Origin of the sequence: Mycolicibacterium rhodesiae, assembly GCF_002086695.1 — a bacterium.
In the GTDB taxonomy this organism is placed as follows: Bacteria; Actinomycetota; Actinomycetes; order Mycobacteriales; family Mycobacteriaceae; genus Mycobacterium; species Mycobacterium rhodesiae.
Window position 1 is genome coordinate 58,915 of the sequence record NZ_MVIH01000017.1, and the last position, 13,672, is coordinate 72,586.

Sequence of the window (13,672 nt, forward strand, 5' to 3'; positions counted from 1 at the left end):
TACTGCGGGGGTGAGGCCGCGATGACGCGAACCCCGACGCGGGTCTCGGACTTGCTCAACCCGGCTGCGGTGCTCGCGCCCGCCGCCAACGTCATCATGCAGCTGGCACACCCCGGCGTCGGCTATGGCGTCCTGGAGAGCCCGGTGGACAGCGGCAACGTCTACAAGCATCCGATCAAGCGGGCCCGCACCACGGGCACCTATCTCGCGGCGGCCACCATCGGCACCGACGCGGACCGAGCCCTGATCCGCTCGGCGGTGGATACCGCGCACGCCAAGGTCCGTTCCACCGCGTCGAGCCCGGTGTCCTACCGCGCCTTCGATCCGAAGTTGCAGCTGTGGGTGGCGGCCTGCCTGTACCGCTACTACGTCGACCAGCACGAGTTTCTCTACGGCCCGCTCGACGACGCCGCGGCCGACGCGGTGTATGCCGACGCGAGCCGGCTCGGCACCACACTGCAGGTGCGTGAGGGTATGTGGCCGGCCGACCGCGCCGCCTTCGACGAGTACTGGAAGCGGTCGCTGGACGATTTGTCCATCGACCCGCCGGTCCGCGAGCATCTGAAAGGGGTTGCGGGAATGGCATTCATGCCGTTTCCGATCCGGGAGACACTAGGACGGTTCAACCTGTTCGCCACCGTCGGCTTCCTGCCAACCGAATTCCGGACGATGATGCGGCTACCGTGGAGCGCCGGACAGCAGCGTCGCTTCGAATGGCTGCTCGCCGCGCTGCGCCTCGCCGACCGCCTGATCCCGCACCAAGCCTGGATTCTCGGTTATCAGTTCTATCTCTGGGACATGCGAGCCAGGGCGCGCCGGGGACAGCGGATCGTCTGATACCAGCAAGGGGTCACATGTCCAGCAGAATCCTCACCGCCGCAACGGTCATCACGATGGATCCGGACCAGCCGCGCGCGGAGGCCGTCGCCGTCACCGACGGGATGATCGCGGCGGTCGGGTCGTTGGCGCAGTGCCAGGCAACGTGCCCGGACGCCGAGGTGATCGACACCGGTGCGGCCGCACTGCTACCGGGATTCGTTGAACCGCACAGCCATCCGGTGATGAGCGGTATCGCCACCCAGCCGCCCGCCCGCTCGATCGCACCGTGGGACGCACCGACCTGGCAGGACGTCGAGAAGATCTTCGCCGATGCGCTCGCCACCACCGACCCGGCCACCCCGCTGTTGTTCGCCGGCTTCGACGCACTGCTGCACAAGCGTCCCTCCCCGAAAGCTCCCGAGCTCGACCGGATCTTCGGCGAGCGACTCGCCGTGGTCACCGACAATTCCGGCCACGGGGTGTACTTCAACACCGCGGTGATGCGGCAGCGAGGATGGGACGTCAATCCACCGGCCGACCCGGTCGGCGCCCACTTCGGCCGAAATCCCGACGGCAGCCTCAACGGTCAAGGGTTCGAGACGGCCGCGCTGCTCGCCATCGCCGGCCCGATCCTGGCGACGCTGGGCAACCCCCTGGTCAGTGCCGCCGAGTATTACGCCTGGATGTCCCGCGGCGGCTACACCTCGACCTCCGACATGACCTACGACCCGAAGTTCAAGGGCGCCTACGAGACCCTCGCGACGGCGCCGTCCTGCCCGCTGCGGGTGAGCATGTGGGAGATGTCGACCACCGACACCTACAACAACGTCGAAAGCTTCAGCGTCGGCGAGCAACTCCTGGTCAAGCAGGGCGTCAAACTGTGGACCGACGGATCGCCGTGGATCGGCAACATCGCGATCTCTTTTCCCTATCTGAGCACCGAGGCGACCAGGACCGCCGGCATCGACCCGGCGGTGGCCGGCGGTCCGCAGTCGATGAACTACTCCCGCGAGCAGCTCGACGCCGTCCTGGACATCGCAGCTCCCAGCGGCTGGCAGATGGCCTTTCACGCCAACGGCGATCTCGCCATCGACTTGGCGCTGGACGCCTATGAGGCCGCACTGCGTCGCCACAATCTTCAAGGCAGCGACCACCGTTGGCGTCTGGAGCATCTCGCGGCGGGCACCCGAAAGCAGTTCGACCGGGCAGCCCGCCTCGGCGTGCACGTCTCGATGGCGCCGTTCCAGTACTACTACTGGGGTGATCTGCTGGACGGGCAGATCTTCGACCACGAGCACGGCAGCCGGTGGGGAGCCTTCGCCGACGCGGTGGCCTCGGGCGCGGTGGTCTCGCTGCACAACGACGGATCGGTGTCGCCGCCGACCCCGGTGCTCAACATCCAGACCGCGGTGACCCGACGGACCCGGGCCGGCACCGTTCACGGCGCCGAACAATGCATCAGCCTCGACCACGCCTTGCGCGCCCACACCATCAACGCCGCCCGGACGCTGCACCGCGACAATCTGATCGGCTCGCTCGAGGTGAGTAAGCTCGCCGATTTCGTGGAGCTGGCCGCCGACCCGTACGCGGTGGACCCCGCCGACCTGGCCGTCAAGGCCGGGGTGATCGGCACCTGGCTGAGCGGCGAGCGTATCGACCTGGGCGCGTTCGTCGGCGCGGTGAGCGGCACCGATCCGGGTCCGCATGAACATTTGATGGACCACCCCCGTCATACGTGTTGTTAGACCACCATCAGAAGGGCTGTCCCATGTCGTTTCCCGCTCTTGCCCACGTCGCGGTCACGGTGCGTGACCTGTCAGTGAGCGTGCCCTGGTACCGAGCGCTCATCGGTTCGGATCCGGTGCTCGACGAGGACACCGACGCCGGCTTCCACCATGCAGTGTTCCTGCTGGACAACGGCACCCTGTTCGGGGTGCACCAACACACCACCGCCCCGTCGGATCAGCCGTTCAGCGAGCACAACGTCGGCCTGGATCATGTCGGATTCGGCTGCGCGGAGCGCGCCGACCTCGAGCGCTGGGAAGCCCGCCTCGACGAGCTGGGCATCAGTCACGGCGGAATCGTGGACGCGCACTACGGTTCCGGGCTGAGCTTCCGCGATCCCGACGGCATCACACTGGAGTTCTTTGCGCCACCCGCTCAGGGCTGAACGGGCGTCATCGGGACCCGTCCTGAACCGGCGGTCCCGATCGGAGCGATCGGCAACTCCAGCCCCACGCGGCCCGAATCGGCGGTCCCGATCGGAGCGATCGGCAACTCCGCACCAACGTGCCCCGTATCGGCGGAGGTATGGCCGGCCGATGCGTGGCCGGCTGCGGCACTGGCCGGGCCGGCCATGGTCAGCGTGCCCGCGATCAGGGCGGCGCCGACCGCGGTAACGACAGCGAACCTGTTCATCGACTGACTCCTTACGCTCGTCAAAGTCCTTGCCGGACTTCTTCGCGTAACTATCGGCCGTCGTCACCGGGCTGTCTGTCCGCCGAGCGGACCCATGGGCGGATCATTCCGATGTCCTCCGATCAGGGGACTTCGGCGCTAGACAGACACCGGCGGGGTCAGCGTCGTCTTCATCAGCAGCACGTTGTAGCTGCCCCAGACCGACATGTTCCAGTAGATATCCTGGCCGGTGGACCACGGGTCCATCATCGGCGCGTAGAGCCCCGGATACTGCGTCGAGGTCACCAGCGTGGTGGGTGCCGACCAGGTGCCCTGCGGGGTGTCGGCGGTGCGGATGATCACGCTGCCAACGCTGCTCGAGTACATCGCGACGTACTTGTTCAAGTACGTGTTGTACTGCACCGACAGCTCGCTGACGTGCCCGCTGGGGCCGCCCACTCCGAAGACACCCGATACCCAGCCGCCGAAGAACAGGCCCAGCTGGCCCAGGATTCCACCGGCGTACTGGTTGCTGCGGGTGGTCGGCAGGATGGGTACCGCCGCGCCGGGCTTGCCCGTCACCCAGTCGGTGCCATTCCAGTACTGGTATTTCGTCAGGTCGAGGATGTCGGCCTCACTGACCCGCGACAGATAGGCCGAGCCGAGCCGACCCGACGGGGTGCCGTAGGAGAACACGTAGCCCGCATCCGGCGAATCCGCGGGCGGCTTCACGAAGGCGCCCTGCTGAAAGTTCTGATTTCCGTAGACGAATGGGGTGGACGAGCGCAGCCAGCTCGCGGCCCGGACCGTCTGCGGCGCCACCGTCCAGTTCTGACCGTTGTCGTCGGAGTAGGCGATCGCGGAGTAGTTGGTGGTCCAGGCGCCGGCGAAATCCCATGACCGCACCGACATGAAGTTGACGTATTGCCGTGCGCCGTACTGGTTGTCGTACGGCACCGAGATGGCGGCGGTCGGAATGACCGTGACCTGCGAGCCGAACGGACCCAGATTGCGGGCGCTGCCGGCGATCACTTGCTTGGACATCCCCGGCGAGGCCAGCGGTGATCCGGCCAACGGGTCGGTGGTCGAGCCCGGCGCGAACACACGGTTGATCGGATCAGTGGTGCGCAGCAGTACGTTGGAGCGCCAGTTGCCGGTCATGTTGGGGCCGCTGAAGGTGTCGCCGAAGATCATCAGCACCTGACGCCGGTCCCCGGCCATGCCGTTGTCCCACATGATGCCGACGTCGGTGCCGTAGACGCCGAATCTGCCGGGGGTGACGGTGTTGGGTCCGGTCACCCAGCCGACCTTGGCGGTGACCGGCGATGTGGCGACTGCTGCTGATGTGGCGCTCGCCCGCGTCATGACGGCCCGAGTCGGCTTGGCGGGCAAAGATTTCTGTCGTCCCGACACGATGGCGTTGGGTTTCGTTCTCGGGGTATGACCGATGGTTGAGCGGGTGGCCGACGACGAGTGCGTGGCCGAAGATGCGGACTCCGCCGAGTCGGCTGAGGCGACGCCGCAGCCCGCCGTGACTGCGGCGCCGACACCCAGCGCCACGGCGAAGCCGCCGATTCCCCCGATATACGCCGCTGTACGCATGGCGCCCCCCTGTCATTGCCCGTCCAGTATTTGCCGGTCGGCCTCCCAGTGGGGGGATTTACTCAGAGTTTCAGACTCAAGCCGTCGAGAAGTTGGGCCAATCCGGACCGGAATGCGTCGATCTGGCTCTCGTCACCGTCGTCGAAGGCGCCCGCGTCCAACGCGGATGCCAACGCAGGGAACCGATCCCCGTCCACGACGGTGCGCAACATCCGGGGATAGTCGGGACCGTCGACATCGGTGGGCGCCTCGATGGCAAGCGCCGCCGCACCCCGGACGAAGTGCAGCACCGCCAACACACCGGCCAGCTTGTCGCGCTCGCTCATGCCCGTGCCGGCCAGCGCGGCCAGGCCCGCATCGAGCCACGCCAACTGTCCCGGGTCGACGGGCGGCCCGGCCGCCGACGCCGGCAGAATCCACGGGTGCCGGTGGTAGACATCCCATAATCCCCGTGCCCAGCCATCAAGGGCCGTGCGCCAATCCGTCCCGCGCGGCGGTGCCGGCGGTGGTCCGGGGGCGGCGGAGAGCATGAACGCGATCAGCTGATCCTTGTTGGCGACGTGCCGGTAGAGCGACATGGTGCCGCAGCCCAGTCGTTGCGCGAGTTTGGCCATCGAGAGGGCAGCGAGGCCGTCGGCATCAGCCATCTCGATCGCCTGGGCGACGATGCGCTCGCGGCGGAGTCCGCCGGATCGTCGGGTCGGCGCCGGATCTCGCCACAGCACCGCGAGCGCTTCGGGGATGGTGTCGTCGGGCATCGCAGTCAGCGTAAACGACGCAGATCACGAATGCGTATACCGTACGCTTTGCGTATGACATACGCAAAGCGTCATCCTCGGTTGCCCGCCGCGCTCGTCGCGGTGGCACTGGCATTCCTCGCCTTCTCGCTGCCGCCCTACTTCACCGGCCACACCCGCGTCCCGGCCACGTTCACACTGCACTATCCGTTGTTGGTCTCCCACGTGATGTTCGCCGCCGTCGCGATGCTGACGGCTCTGGCCCAGATCTGGCCCGGACTGCGCGCCCGGCGCCCGGCTCTGCACCGCCGGTGCGGTCGCGTCTATGTGGTCACCGCCATCCCGGCGGCGGTCTGCGCGCTCATCATCGGCGCGCTGACCCCGTTCGGGCCGTTCCTCGCCGTCAGTAACGTCGTCCTGGCCACTCTCTGGCTGTGGTTCACGATCAACGGATATCTGGCCGCGCGGCGACGCAGGTTCGGCGCGCACCGCAGGCACATGATCCTCAGCGCCACCCTGGCGCTGTCCATCATCACCAACCGGATGTGGACACCCGCGCTGTTCGTCACACTGAAGCCGTTGCAGGACAGCATTTTTCACCTCAGAGACGAACACTATCTGTGGTGTGTCGCCGGACTCGGCGCGTGGCTGGGCTGGACGATCCCGTTTGTCGCCGTTCGACGGTGGCTCAACCGCCGCGCGACCCCGCGTCCCCCGATCGGTGGATCCACAATTCGTCCCGCTCACCATCCGCTCGACGGACAGACGAGCGATGTTGCCGAGCGCACGATTCGTGTCGAGCCTCGCTCAACCAGAGCAGACCACACACCACAGAACTGACAACTCGGAGGACACGATGACTGCACAGATCTCCAAGCGAGCCACAGGACTTTTCGCCAGCGTCGCCGCCGCCGGCGCGCTGGCCCTCGGCCTGAGCTTCGCCCCCACCGCAAGCGCAGCCGATGGCTGCGGCATCGGCTATCACCTGGACGGCCCCAACTGCGTCCTGAATGTGCCCGGCCCCAACGCGCACTTCATCAGCCCCAACTGCTGGATCAACGTCAACAACGACGAACGCTGCTACGCGCCGTAACCCCCGACGCTCGAGCGGGCCAGCTTTCGGTCATCGGTTCTCCTCGAAGGTGATGTGCAGTTCGCTGAGCCCGCGCATGATGAACGTCGGCTCGTAGCTGTAGTGCCGGTTGCCGGCGGGGCCGTGGTCGGTTTCCGAGATCGTGATGCCGGTCATGCGATCGAGGATCCGGTTCAGCGAGATCCGGCCTTCCGCGCGGGCCAGCGGTGCGCCGGGACAGGAGTGCACTCCGCGGATGAACGCGATGTGTTCGCGGACATTCGGCCGGTCGGCGCGGAACTCGTGCGGGTTCTCGAACTTGTTGGCGTCCCGGTTGCTCGCCCCCGGCAGCAGCATCACGACCGTTCCGGCAGGGACCGTCACGTCGCCGATCATGGTGGTGGTGCGCGCCATTCGGAAGTGCGCCTTGACCGGACTCTCCATTCGCAGCGTCTCTTCGAGGAACGCCGGAATCTTGCTGCGGTCGTGGCGCAACGCCTCTTCGCAACCCGGGTTGTCGCCGATGAACCGGACCGCGGAGCTGACCAGCTTCGTCGTGGTCTCGCTACCGGCGGCGAACAGGAACGTCGACAGGTTCACCACGTCGTCGAGATCGGGTGTCGACCCGTCCTCGTATGTGGCCAGCGCCAGTCCGGTGAGCACGTCCTCGCGCGGGGCGCGCCGGCGTTCGTCGAGGTAGCGGTAGAACCTTTCGTTCAGCCATTCCAGCGGATTGTGGGATGTCGGCGCGTCCTTGCCGACCTCGCCGACGATCTGATCGGCGAAGACCCGCCTGAACTCTTCGTGATCTTCTGCCGGTACACCCAGCAGATCGGCGATGACCAACAGCGAGAACGGTTTTGCGTAGTCGGTCAGGAATTCGCACTCACCCTTGGCCAGGAAGGTGTCCAGCTGCTGATCGGCCAGCCGCCACATGAAGTCTTCGTTCTCTTTGAGGCGCTTAGGTGTGAGCAGTGTGTTCATCAGGCTGCGGGTGCGGGTGTGCCGCGGGGGATCTTGCAGCGCGATGTGCTCGGACATCGGCGCACTGGCGCCGTGCAGCTCGATCAACTCCGATACGTCGTCGCTCTCGCCCGGAGTGATGGGCATGCCGGAGAACGGTCCCGACACCGAGACGCACGACGAGAACGCCGGGTTCCGGTACACACTCACTGCGGCGTCGTATCCGGTAACGGCCAGCACGTTGAAGGCCGTGGCCGGGGCCACCGGGCATTTCGCCCGCAGATGGTCGAAGTAGGGATACGGGTCAGGGACCAGCGATTGGTCGGTGAAGAAATCCACCACGTCGAAATCGGTCACCACAACGACTCCTCAATTCACTGGTTAGGCAACCGATTTGATCTCGGCATCTTGGCATGACCGACCTAAACCAAACTTTTGTTCGGACCCTACCGATCGGCCCGAGCTCAGTCAACGACTACGGTCCGTCACAGCCCACCGGGACAGCAGCTCGGCAGCTTCGCCACTCAGCAGGCCGATCACATCGGCGGCAGTCCGGACAGCGCTCAGCGCTCCGACGCCCTGGCCGGCGTTGATCGGCGAGCGGGTGAAGTCCTCGGCGGCGATGGCCTGGGCGACCTCCGCTGCGGCGTCAGCATCGAGGGACTCCTCGTGACCGCCCCAGCGGTCACTGAAGTCGTTGCGCAACACCCGTTCCGGAAGCGATGGCGGCCACGCGTAGCCGAGCGCGATGTCGAATACCCGGGTGGTCACGGTGTCGGTTCCGTTGGCTGCCAACAACTGGTTGCGCGTCGCGTCGGACAGCAGCGACTCGGGGCATGCCGTGAAGGCGGTCCCCAGCCACGCCGCCGACGCGCCCGCCGCCAGCACGGCGGCCAACCCACGGCCCGACGAGATCCCACCGGCCGCCAGCACCGGAACCGTCAGGTGGTCGAGCAGTTCGGTGAGCAACGGCAACGTGCCGATGAGGGGCTGGCCGTGTCCGCCGCCTTCGTTACCTCGGGCGACCACCACATCGACGCCGGCGTCGACTGCACGCTGAGCGGTGCGCAGGTCGGGCACCTGGGTTGCGGCGAGCGCGCCTGCCTGGTGCGCACGACTCACCCACTCCCACCGGTCGCCGAAGCTGACGCACAGCAGTGCCGGGCGGGCGGCCAGCGCGGTGTCGAGCAGGTCCGGCTGTCCGGCCGCCACCCAGTCGACCAAGCCAATCCCGAAGGGCCGTTTCAGGTTTGCCACATGCGGAAGTTCCGCGGCGAGCTTCTCGGCGGTCGCCGAACTTCCCATCCCGATCATGCCGAGCCCGCCGGCGTCGGACACCGCGGCCGCCAGTGCGCCACCGGCGGCACCACCCATCGGGGCGTTGACGATCGGCACGTCAAGACCCAACGACCGCGACCAATCCGTCGACAGCACTGCGCATCTCCTCTACACGTAGCGGTTGCGACCGGCCAGCACACCCAGCGTCATCTGCACCACGTACACACCCAGCACCATGATCCACGGCACCGTCCAGCCACCGGTCAGGTCATGGAGCGTGCCGAACAGGAACGGGCCGATGCCGGCCAGCAGGTATCCGAAACCCTGCGCCATGGCTGAGAGCTGCACGGTGTCCTCTGGTGTGCGCGCCCGCAACGCAATCACGGTCAGCGCCAACGAGAACACGCTCATGCCGATGCCGACCAGCACACTCCACAGCAGCGGGCTGAAGTCCGGCGCGATCAGCAACCCGACGACACCGGCGAAACCGCACGCCCCGAGGCCCGCGATCCAGCCGCTCTGGTGGGTGGCGCGCGCCGCCATCGGCGCGAGGACGAGACTGATCGGCACGGCGATCACCGAGAGCAGCCCGACGAGCAGACCGGCCGAGGTCTTGCTCACCCCGCTGTCGATGAACACTTCGGGCAGCCAACCCATCATGATGTAGGCCAGCATCGACTGGGTTCCGAAGAACAGGGTCACCGTCCATGCCAAGGGATTGCGGATCAGTGAGCGGCGGCCGCCGGACTCGGTGGAGTCGGCAGGACTCTCGACGCGGCGCGCGGCGATCAGCCACACCACCAACGCCACCACGGCCAGCGCGGCCCAGGCGCTCAACGCGGGGCGCCATCCCCCGGAGATGTTCTCCAGAGGCGGGGTGACGGCGGAGCCCAGCGCGCCGCCGCCCTGCAAGGCCGCGGTGTAGATGCCGGTCATCAGCCCGAGCCGGGCGGGGAACGACTGCTTGATCACCACCGGAATCAACACGTTGATAACGGCGATACCCGCGGTCGCGACCAGGGTTCCGCCGATCACCACATACGGTCCGTCGAGAACGCGGACCAGCAGGCCGACGATCAGTGTGGCCAGGGCCAGGCTGATGGATCGGCCGAGGCCGAACCGGCGGGACAGCGCCGCGGACGCCAATCCCGCTCCGGCGAAGCACAATCCGGGCAGCGTGGTCAGCACGCCGGCCCACACCGCGGACGCACCGAGGGCGCGCTGCATGTCGCCGAGCACCGGCCCGACGCTGGTGACCGCCGGGCGCAAGTTGAGCGCGGTGAGCACGACCGCGACGATCAGGACCACGCCGCCGGCGACCCGCCCGGCGGGGCGCACTTCGCACGCGCCGTCCAGTTCGAGGCTCAGGTCGTGCTCATAACGGCTCACCGCGCTATCGTGTCATACATCCCATGATCGGATGAAAAGGTTTCTGATGCCGTTAGCCGCCGCGCGCCCCTCCGGCCTGGTCGACCACGCCATCGACCAGCTGCACCAGTCGATCACCTCGGGCGAATGGCCGGTCGGAACGCGGATCCCCACCGAGCCGAACTTGGCGACGGAGCTCGGCGTCGGCCGCAACACCGTGCGGGAAGCAGTTCGCGCGCTGTCCCATAGCGGCATCCTCGAAGTCCGTCGCGGCGACGGAACCTACGTTCGGGCCACCAGCGAGATCTCCGGCGCCCTGAGCCGGATGTGCGGGTCGAAGCTACGTGAGGTGCTGCAGGTGCGGCGGTGCCTCGAGGTCGAGGGGGCGCGACTGGCCGCCACTGCCCGCACCGACGACGACCTGGCCGAGCTTCGGGAATTGCTGGCCCGGCGCGATGCTCTACGTAGCGGTGCCGATCGGGCCGAATTCTCCCGGGCCGACGCGCAATTGCATTTCGCGGTTGTCCGCGCATCGCACAACGCGGTGCTCATCGAGCTGTACCGCGGATTGACCGAGGCAGTCACCGACAGTGTTGCCATCACCAGCACGATGGACCCGCACGTCGGCCACGCCGGACTGGTCGACGCCATTGCCGAAGGCGACGCCGAGCAGGCCGGAGCCGAAGCCGGTCAGTTCCTCGACGATCTCATCGGTGAGCTTCTGGCCGCTACAGACCGTTCTTGATTGCGGCGTCTTGTTTTTGACCCAGCTGAGTCACGAATTCCGGCGGCGGGAACAACTCGGCGGGCGCGTCGAAGTCGATCGTGACGAAGGCTCTGCCCTCGGTGAAGAGCAACACCGTCTTCCCCCTGGACTTGTCGGGAGTATTACCTTCGACTTTCGTGCCTCCAGTGCCGACGTCGACGGGCTTGGGCGTCCCGTTCACCGAGCCGCCGAGCGCGTTCTTGGCTGAATTGAGGGCATCGGTCGCGGCGGCAGGATCCGCGAAGACCAAGACGGTGTCAGTGATGACCCGGGAATTCTCCGGACCGCTGAACGTGATCGCTGCGCCTGGCCGGCCATCCGGGTTCGACACCGGCGGCGCAGCCGTGAAGGTCATCGGCGCCTCGATGTCTGTCGCTTTGATCAACAGTTTCGTGTAATCGGCCGGCTGGCCCGAGGCCGGCGCCGCGGCACTACTTGCGGCCGATGATGACGAGCCCGACGCGTGCGTCGGCGAACTCGACTTGCCGCTACAGCCTGTCGCCAACGTCGCCAATGCCACGACGGCGCCGGCGACGGCCGCAGTCCTTGGAGCGATCCACATACGTCCGATCTCCTTTCCCGACCGCAACCGTATATGGCCGAACTTCGGCGTCCCGAACATCTAGTGGTCGTAGTAGCGGGCCTCGATGACATTGCCGTCCGGATCCGGGAAGTACATGCCTTCCGGTCCCCAGCCCCGGGCGCCGTACGTCGGCGCCAGTCGGTCGCTGGTGTCGATCCCCTCGGCCTGCAGACGGTCAATGAGCGCGTCGTACTCGGCCTTGCTCATCGCCAGGCATACGTGGTTGACGCGGGGTTGGGCACCGCCCTCGTCCGGCGACAGGTCGATGATCGAGTCGGCCGAGACCCGCACGCTGGGGAACGGCGCGTCGCCGCTGCGGAACTCGTCGAAGCGAACCGGCTCGAGCCCCACGACGCGGGTGTAGAAGTCCATCGCGACTTCCGCGTCCTTGGTCCACAGCACCACGTGGTCGAGCCGCATGATGCGGATGCTACGGAAATTCTTGGTGGGCGCGGACGGTATCGAACCGCCGACCGCTGGTGTGTAAAACCAGAGCTCTACCACTGAGCTACGCGCCCGTGCCCGGGCAGGTTACACGGCGGCCAGCGCCTGCGTCCAAACCGACGGATCGCGCGCCTCGCCCGGCTCCTTGCAGTCCGCGAACCGGATGACGCCGTCGCGGTTGATCATGAAGGTCCCGCGGTTGGCGAAGCCGGTGCTCGCGTTGAACACCCCGTACGCCTGCGCCACCGCGCCGTGCGGCCAGAAGTCGGACAGCACCGGGAAGGAGAACTTGCTCTGCGTGGCCCAGACCTTGTGCGTGGGCGGCGGGCCGACGGAGATCGTCAACGTGGCGGTGTCGTCGTTGGCGAACTCGTCCAGATGGTCGCGAACGTAGTCGAGCTCACCCTGGCAGATTCCGGTGAAGGCAAGCGGGAAGAACACCAGCAGCACACTTTTGCCGCCGCGAAAATCACTGAGCGTGACAGGCTGACCGTTCTGGTCTTTGAGCGTGAAGTCAGGGGCTTGCACTCCGACCCCAACTGTCACGAGTGTCTCCCGGCCGCCTTCGACTTCGGCTGCACCAGCCGGCTGGCGATCCAGTCCCCCAGGTTGGCCGAGGACGTCTGCATCAATCCCGCGGTGGGCGCCGATTCGGCGATCTCGGCGGGCTGCACATGGCCGGGCTTACCGGTCTTGGGCGTCACCACCCAGATGATGCCGTCGTCGGCCAGCGGCGCGATCGCATCCATCAGCCGATCCACCAGGTCACCGTCGCCGTCCCGCCACCACAGCAGGACCACGTCGACGACCTCGTCGGCATCCTCGTCGAGCAATTCCCCGCCGCTGGCGTCCTCGACGTCGAGCCTGATGTCGTCGTCGGTGTCCTCGTCCCAGCCCAGCTCCTGCACGACCTGGTCTTTCTCGATGCCCAGCTTCTGGGCGTAGTTCGGGGGGCCACCCTCCGCGACCACGGTCGGAACCTCCTAGATATCTGGGTCGGCTGTCTAGGCCCTATCGTCGCACGACCACCACGATTACTCGCCTTGCGGTGGGAATCAATACGTCGCGTCGCACAGGCTCAACGCGTTCGACCTGGTGTCGTTGAGGCTCTGGATGGTCGTGTTGAACTCTGACGGACCTGCGTGTCCGGTGATTGCGCTGGCAGTGGCATGTGCGCCGTCGACCCAATCCTTGAACGCGGCCTTCAGCTCGGCCGGGATCGCGTCGGTGACGCTGGCGGCGACGGCGTCGGCGCTCTTGTTGAGCGCGTCGACCGCCGGCCCTTCTGTCGCCGCGAGGTCGGGTGTGGCCTGGTTGAACGCGCTCACGTAGGCGTTGACCGCGTCGATCGCGTCGGCGCTGGAGGTGGACAGCGTCTCGCAGGTGTCGTGCATCGCCTGAGTGGTCAGCGAGGCCTGCCGTTCGGACTCCCGGGCGCTGGACGAGGCGGCCGACTCCGAGACCGACACCGACATCGAGGTCCGGAATGCCGGGGCGTCGCGCCGGTTGGCCGACGGCTCACCGCCGGTCACGCTGGTGCAGCCCACCACGCCGGCGAGCACGGCCGCCGCACTGCCCGCCAGCAGCCCGCCGATCCGGAGCTCGCGCGCATGTCTGATCAGCACCCCGGCAGGTTACCGGGT

17 protein-coding genes and 1 tRNA gene are annotated in these 13,672 nt (G+C 67.0%); 6 read left to right on the forward strand and 12 right to left on the reverse strand.

The genetic code is table 11. From position 1 onward, the window contains the following. Nucleotides 1-21: 21 nt before the first annotated feature. From BST42_RS24525 to BST42_RS24535, 3 genes are read left to right on the forward strand one after another with little or no spacing between them, the layout of a single operon-like run. Nucleotides 22-837, forward strand: coding sequence for an oxygenase MpaB family protein (locus BST42_RS24525; protein ID WP_083121954.1), 816 nt, complete (start codon nucleotides 22-24; stop codon nucleotides 835-837). Between the two features lie 17 nt (nucleotides 838-854). Next, the gene (locus BST42_RS24530) at nucleotides 855-2,564 is read left to right on the forward strand and encodes an amidohydrolase (RefSeq protein WP_083121921.1); all 1,710 of its coding nucleotides are present in this window, start codon (nucleotides 855-857) and stop codon (nucleotides 2,562-2,564) included. Nucleotides 2,565-2,587: 23 nt separating this feature from the next. Beyond that, nucleotides 2,588-2,989: a VOC family protein gene (locus BST42_RS24535; RefSeq protein WP_083121922.1), complete on the forward strand. Its 402-nt coding sequence runs from the start codon at nucleotides 2,588-2,590 to the stop codon at nucleotides 2,987-2,989. Here the strand turns inward: BST42_RS24535 and BST42_RS24540 are convergent. From BST42_RS24540 to BST42_RS24550, 3 genes are all read right to left on the reverse strand, one after another. Beyond that, the gene (locus BST42_RS24540) at nucleotides 2,980-3,237 is read right to left on the reverse strand and encodes a hypothetical protein (protein WP_083121923.1); all 258 of its coding nucleotides are present in this window, start codon (nucleotides 3,235-3,237) and stop codon (nucleotides 2,980-2,982) included. The genes BST42_RS24535 and BST42_RS24540 overlap by 10 nt on opposite strands. Nucleotides 3,238-3,375: 138 nt before the next feature. Then, nucleotides 3,376-4,818, reverse strand: a complete 1,443-nt coding sequence (locus tag BST42_RS24545) for a glycoside hydrolase family 183 protein (RefSeq protein ID WP_083121924.1) — start codon at nucleotides 4,816-4,818, stop codon at nucleotides 3,376-3,378. Between the two features lie 62 nt (nucleotides 4,819-4,880). Continuing rightward, nucleotides 4,881-5,576 (reverse strand): TetR/AcrR family transcriptional regulator, encoded by a 696-nt coding sequence (locus BST42_RS24550; protein WP_083121925.1) that lies wholly within the window; start codon nucleotides 5,574-5,576, stop codon nucleotides 4,881-4,883. A gap of 54 nt (nucleotides 5,577-5,630) precedes the next feature. Here BST42_RS24550 and BST42_RS24555 point away from each other — a divergent pair, with 54 nt between their 5' ends. Both BST42_RS24555 and BST42_RS24560 read left to right on the forward strand, forming a co-directional pair. Beyond that, nucleotides 5,631-6,395 carry a DUF2306 domain-containing protein gene (locus BST42_RS24555; protein ID WP_083121926.1) on the forward strand — a complete coding sequence of 255 codons (765 nt, stop codon included), beginning with the start codon at nucleotides 5,631-5,633 and terminating at the stop codon, nucleotides 6,393-6,395. 16 nt (nucleotides 6,396-6,411) lie between these two features. Further along, nucleotides 6,412-6,648, forward strand: coding sequence for a hypothetical protein (locus BST42_RS24560; protein ID WP_110918756.1), 237 nt, complete (start codon nucleotides 6,412-6,414; stop codon nucleotides 6,646-6,648). 30 nt (nucleotides 6,649-6,678) lie between these two features. Here the strand turns inward: BST42_RS24560 and BST42_RS24565 are convergent, their stop codons facing one another. From BST42_RS24565 to BST42_RS24575, 3 genes are all read right to left on the reverse strand, one after another. Next, nucleotides 6,679-7,947 (reverse strand): cytochrome P450, encoded by a 1,269-nt coding sequence (locus BST42_RS24565; protein WP_083121956.1) that lies wholly within the window; start codon nucleotides 7,945-7,947, stop codon nucleotides 6,679-6,681. Between the two features lie 111 nt (nucleotides 7,948-8,058). Continuing rightward, nucleotides 8,059-9,024: an NAD(P)H-dependent flavin oxidoreductase gene (locus tag BST42_RS24570; protein ID WP_264048508.1), complete on the reverse strand. Its 966-nt coding sequence runs from the start codon at nucleotides 9,022-9,024 to the stop codon at nucleotides 8,059-8,061. 12 nt (nucleotides 9,025-9,036) lie between these two features. Then, a complete protein-coding gene (locus BST42_RS24575; RefSeq protein ID WP_083121958.1) occupies nucleotides 9,037-10,236 on the reverse strand; it encodes a CynX/NimT family MFS transporter in 1,200 nt (399 codons plus the stop codon). Between the two features lie 67 nt (nucleotides 10,237-10,303). Here BST42_RS24575 and BST42_RS24580 point away from each other — a divergent pair, with 67 nt between their 5' ends. Beyond that, the gene (locus BST42_RS24580; protein ID WP_083121927.1) at nucleotides 10,304-10,981 is read left to right on the forward strand and encodes a FadR/GntR family transcriptional regulator; all 678 of its coding nucleotides are present in this window, start codon (nucleotides 10,304-10,306) and stop codon (nucleotides 10,979-10,981) included. Here BST42_RS24580 and BST42_RS24585 read toward each other — a convergent pair. The 6 genes from BST42_RS24585 to BST42_RS24610 all read right to left on the reverse strand — a co-directional run bounded on the left by BST42_RS24585 (nucleotide 10,965) and on the right by BST42_RS24610 (nucleotide 13,654). Further along, nucleotides 10,965-11,564: a hypothetical protein gene (locus tag BST42_RS24585; RefSeq protein WP_083121959.1), complete on the reverse strand. Its 600-nt coding sequence runs from the start codon at nucleotides 11,562-11,564 to the stop codon at nucleotides 10,965-10,967. The genes BST42_RS24580 and BST42_RS24585 overlap by 17 nt on opposite strands. A gap of 60 nt (nucleotides 11,565-11,624) precedes the next feature. Then, entirely contained in the window at nucleotides 11,625-12,005 is a 381-nt protein-coding gene (locus BST42_RS24590; protein ID WP_083121928.1) for a VOC family protein, read from the reverse strand. Between the two features lie 23 nt (nucleotides 12,006-12,028). Beyond that, nucleotides 12,029-12,103: transfer RNA gene (locus tag BST42_RS24595), tRNA-Val, on the reverse strand. Nucleotides 12,104-12,116: 13 nt separating this feature from the next. Continuing rightward, nucleotides 12,117-12,575 carry a peroxiredoxin gene (locus tag BST42_RS24600; protein WP_083121929.1) on the reverse strand — a complete coding sequence of 153 codons (459 nt, stop codon included), beginning with the start codon at nucleotides 12,573-12,575 and terminating at the stop codon, nucleotides 12,117-12,119. Continuing rightward, nucleotides 12,572-13,000: a DUF3052 domain-containing protein gene (locus BST42_RS24605; protein WP_083121930.1), complete on the reverse strand. Its 429-nt coding sequence runs from the start codon at nucleotides 12,998-13,000 to the stop codon at nucleotides 12,572-12,574. Before BST42_RS24605 ends, BST42_RS24600 begins: the two co-directional genes overlap by 4 nt. An 84-nt stretch (nucleotides 13,001-13,084) precedes the next feature. Further along, nucleotides 13,085-13,654: an Rv2240c family protein gene (locus BST42_RS24610; RefSeq protein WP_237159585.1), complete on the reverse strand. Its 570-nt coding sequence runs from the start codon at nucleotides 13,652-13,654 to the stop codon at nucleotides 13,085-13,087. Nucleotides 13,655-13,672: the final 18 nt, after the last annotated feature.

What these genes read in the sequence shown, in the direction of transcription:
- BST42_RS24525 (WP_083121954.1), top strand. Translation starts at nt 22, where the DNA reads ATGACGCGAACCCCGACGCGGGTCTCGGACTTGCTCAACCCGGCTGCG.
- BST42_RS24530 (WP_083121921.1), top strand. Translation starts at nt 855, where the DNA reads ATGTCCAGCAGAATCCTCACCGCCGCAACGGTCATCACGATGGATCCG.
- BST42_RS24535 (WP_083121922.1), top strand. Translation starts at nt 2,588, where the DNA reads ATGTCGTTTCCCGCTCTTGCCCACGTCGCGGTCACGGTGCGTGACCTG.
- BST42_RS24540 (WP_083121923.1), bottom strand. Translation starts at nt 3,237, where the DNA reads ATGAACAGGTTCGCTGTCGTTACCGCGGTCGGCGCCGCCCTGATCGCG.
- BST42_RS24545 (WP_083121924.1), bottom strand. Translation starts at nt 4,818, where the DNA reads ATGCGTACAGCGGCGTATATCGGGGGAATCGGCGGCTTCGCCGTGGCG.
- BST42_RS24550 (WP_083121925.1), bottom strand. Translation starts at nt 5,576, where the DNA reads ATGCCCGACGACACCATCCCCGAAGCGCTCGCGGTGCTGTGGCGAGAT.
- BST42_RS24555 (WP_083121926.1), top strand. Translation starts at nt 5,631, where the DNA reads ATGACATACGCAAAGCGTCATCCTCGGTTGCCCGCCGCGCTCGTCGCG.
- BST42_RS24560 (WP_110918756.1), top strand. Translation starts at nt 6,412, where the DNA reads ATGACTGCACAGATCTCCAAGCGAGCCACAGGACTTTTCGCCAGCGTC.
- BST42_RS24580 (WP_083121927.1), top strand. Translation starts at nt 10,304, where the DNA reads ATGCCGTTAGCCGCCGCGCGCCCCTCCGGCCTGGTCGACCACGCCATC.
- BST42_RS24585 (WP_083121959.1), bottom strand. Translation starts at nt 11,564, where the DNA reads ATGTGGATCGCTCCAAGGACTGCGGCCGTCGCCGGCGCCGTCGTGGCA.
- BST42_RS24590 (WP_083121928.1), bottom strand. Translation starts at nt 12,005, where the DNA reads ATGCGGCTCGACCACGTGGTGCTGTGGACCAAGGACGCGGAAGTCGCG.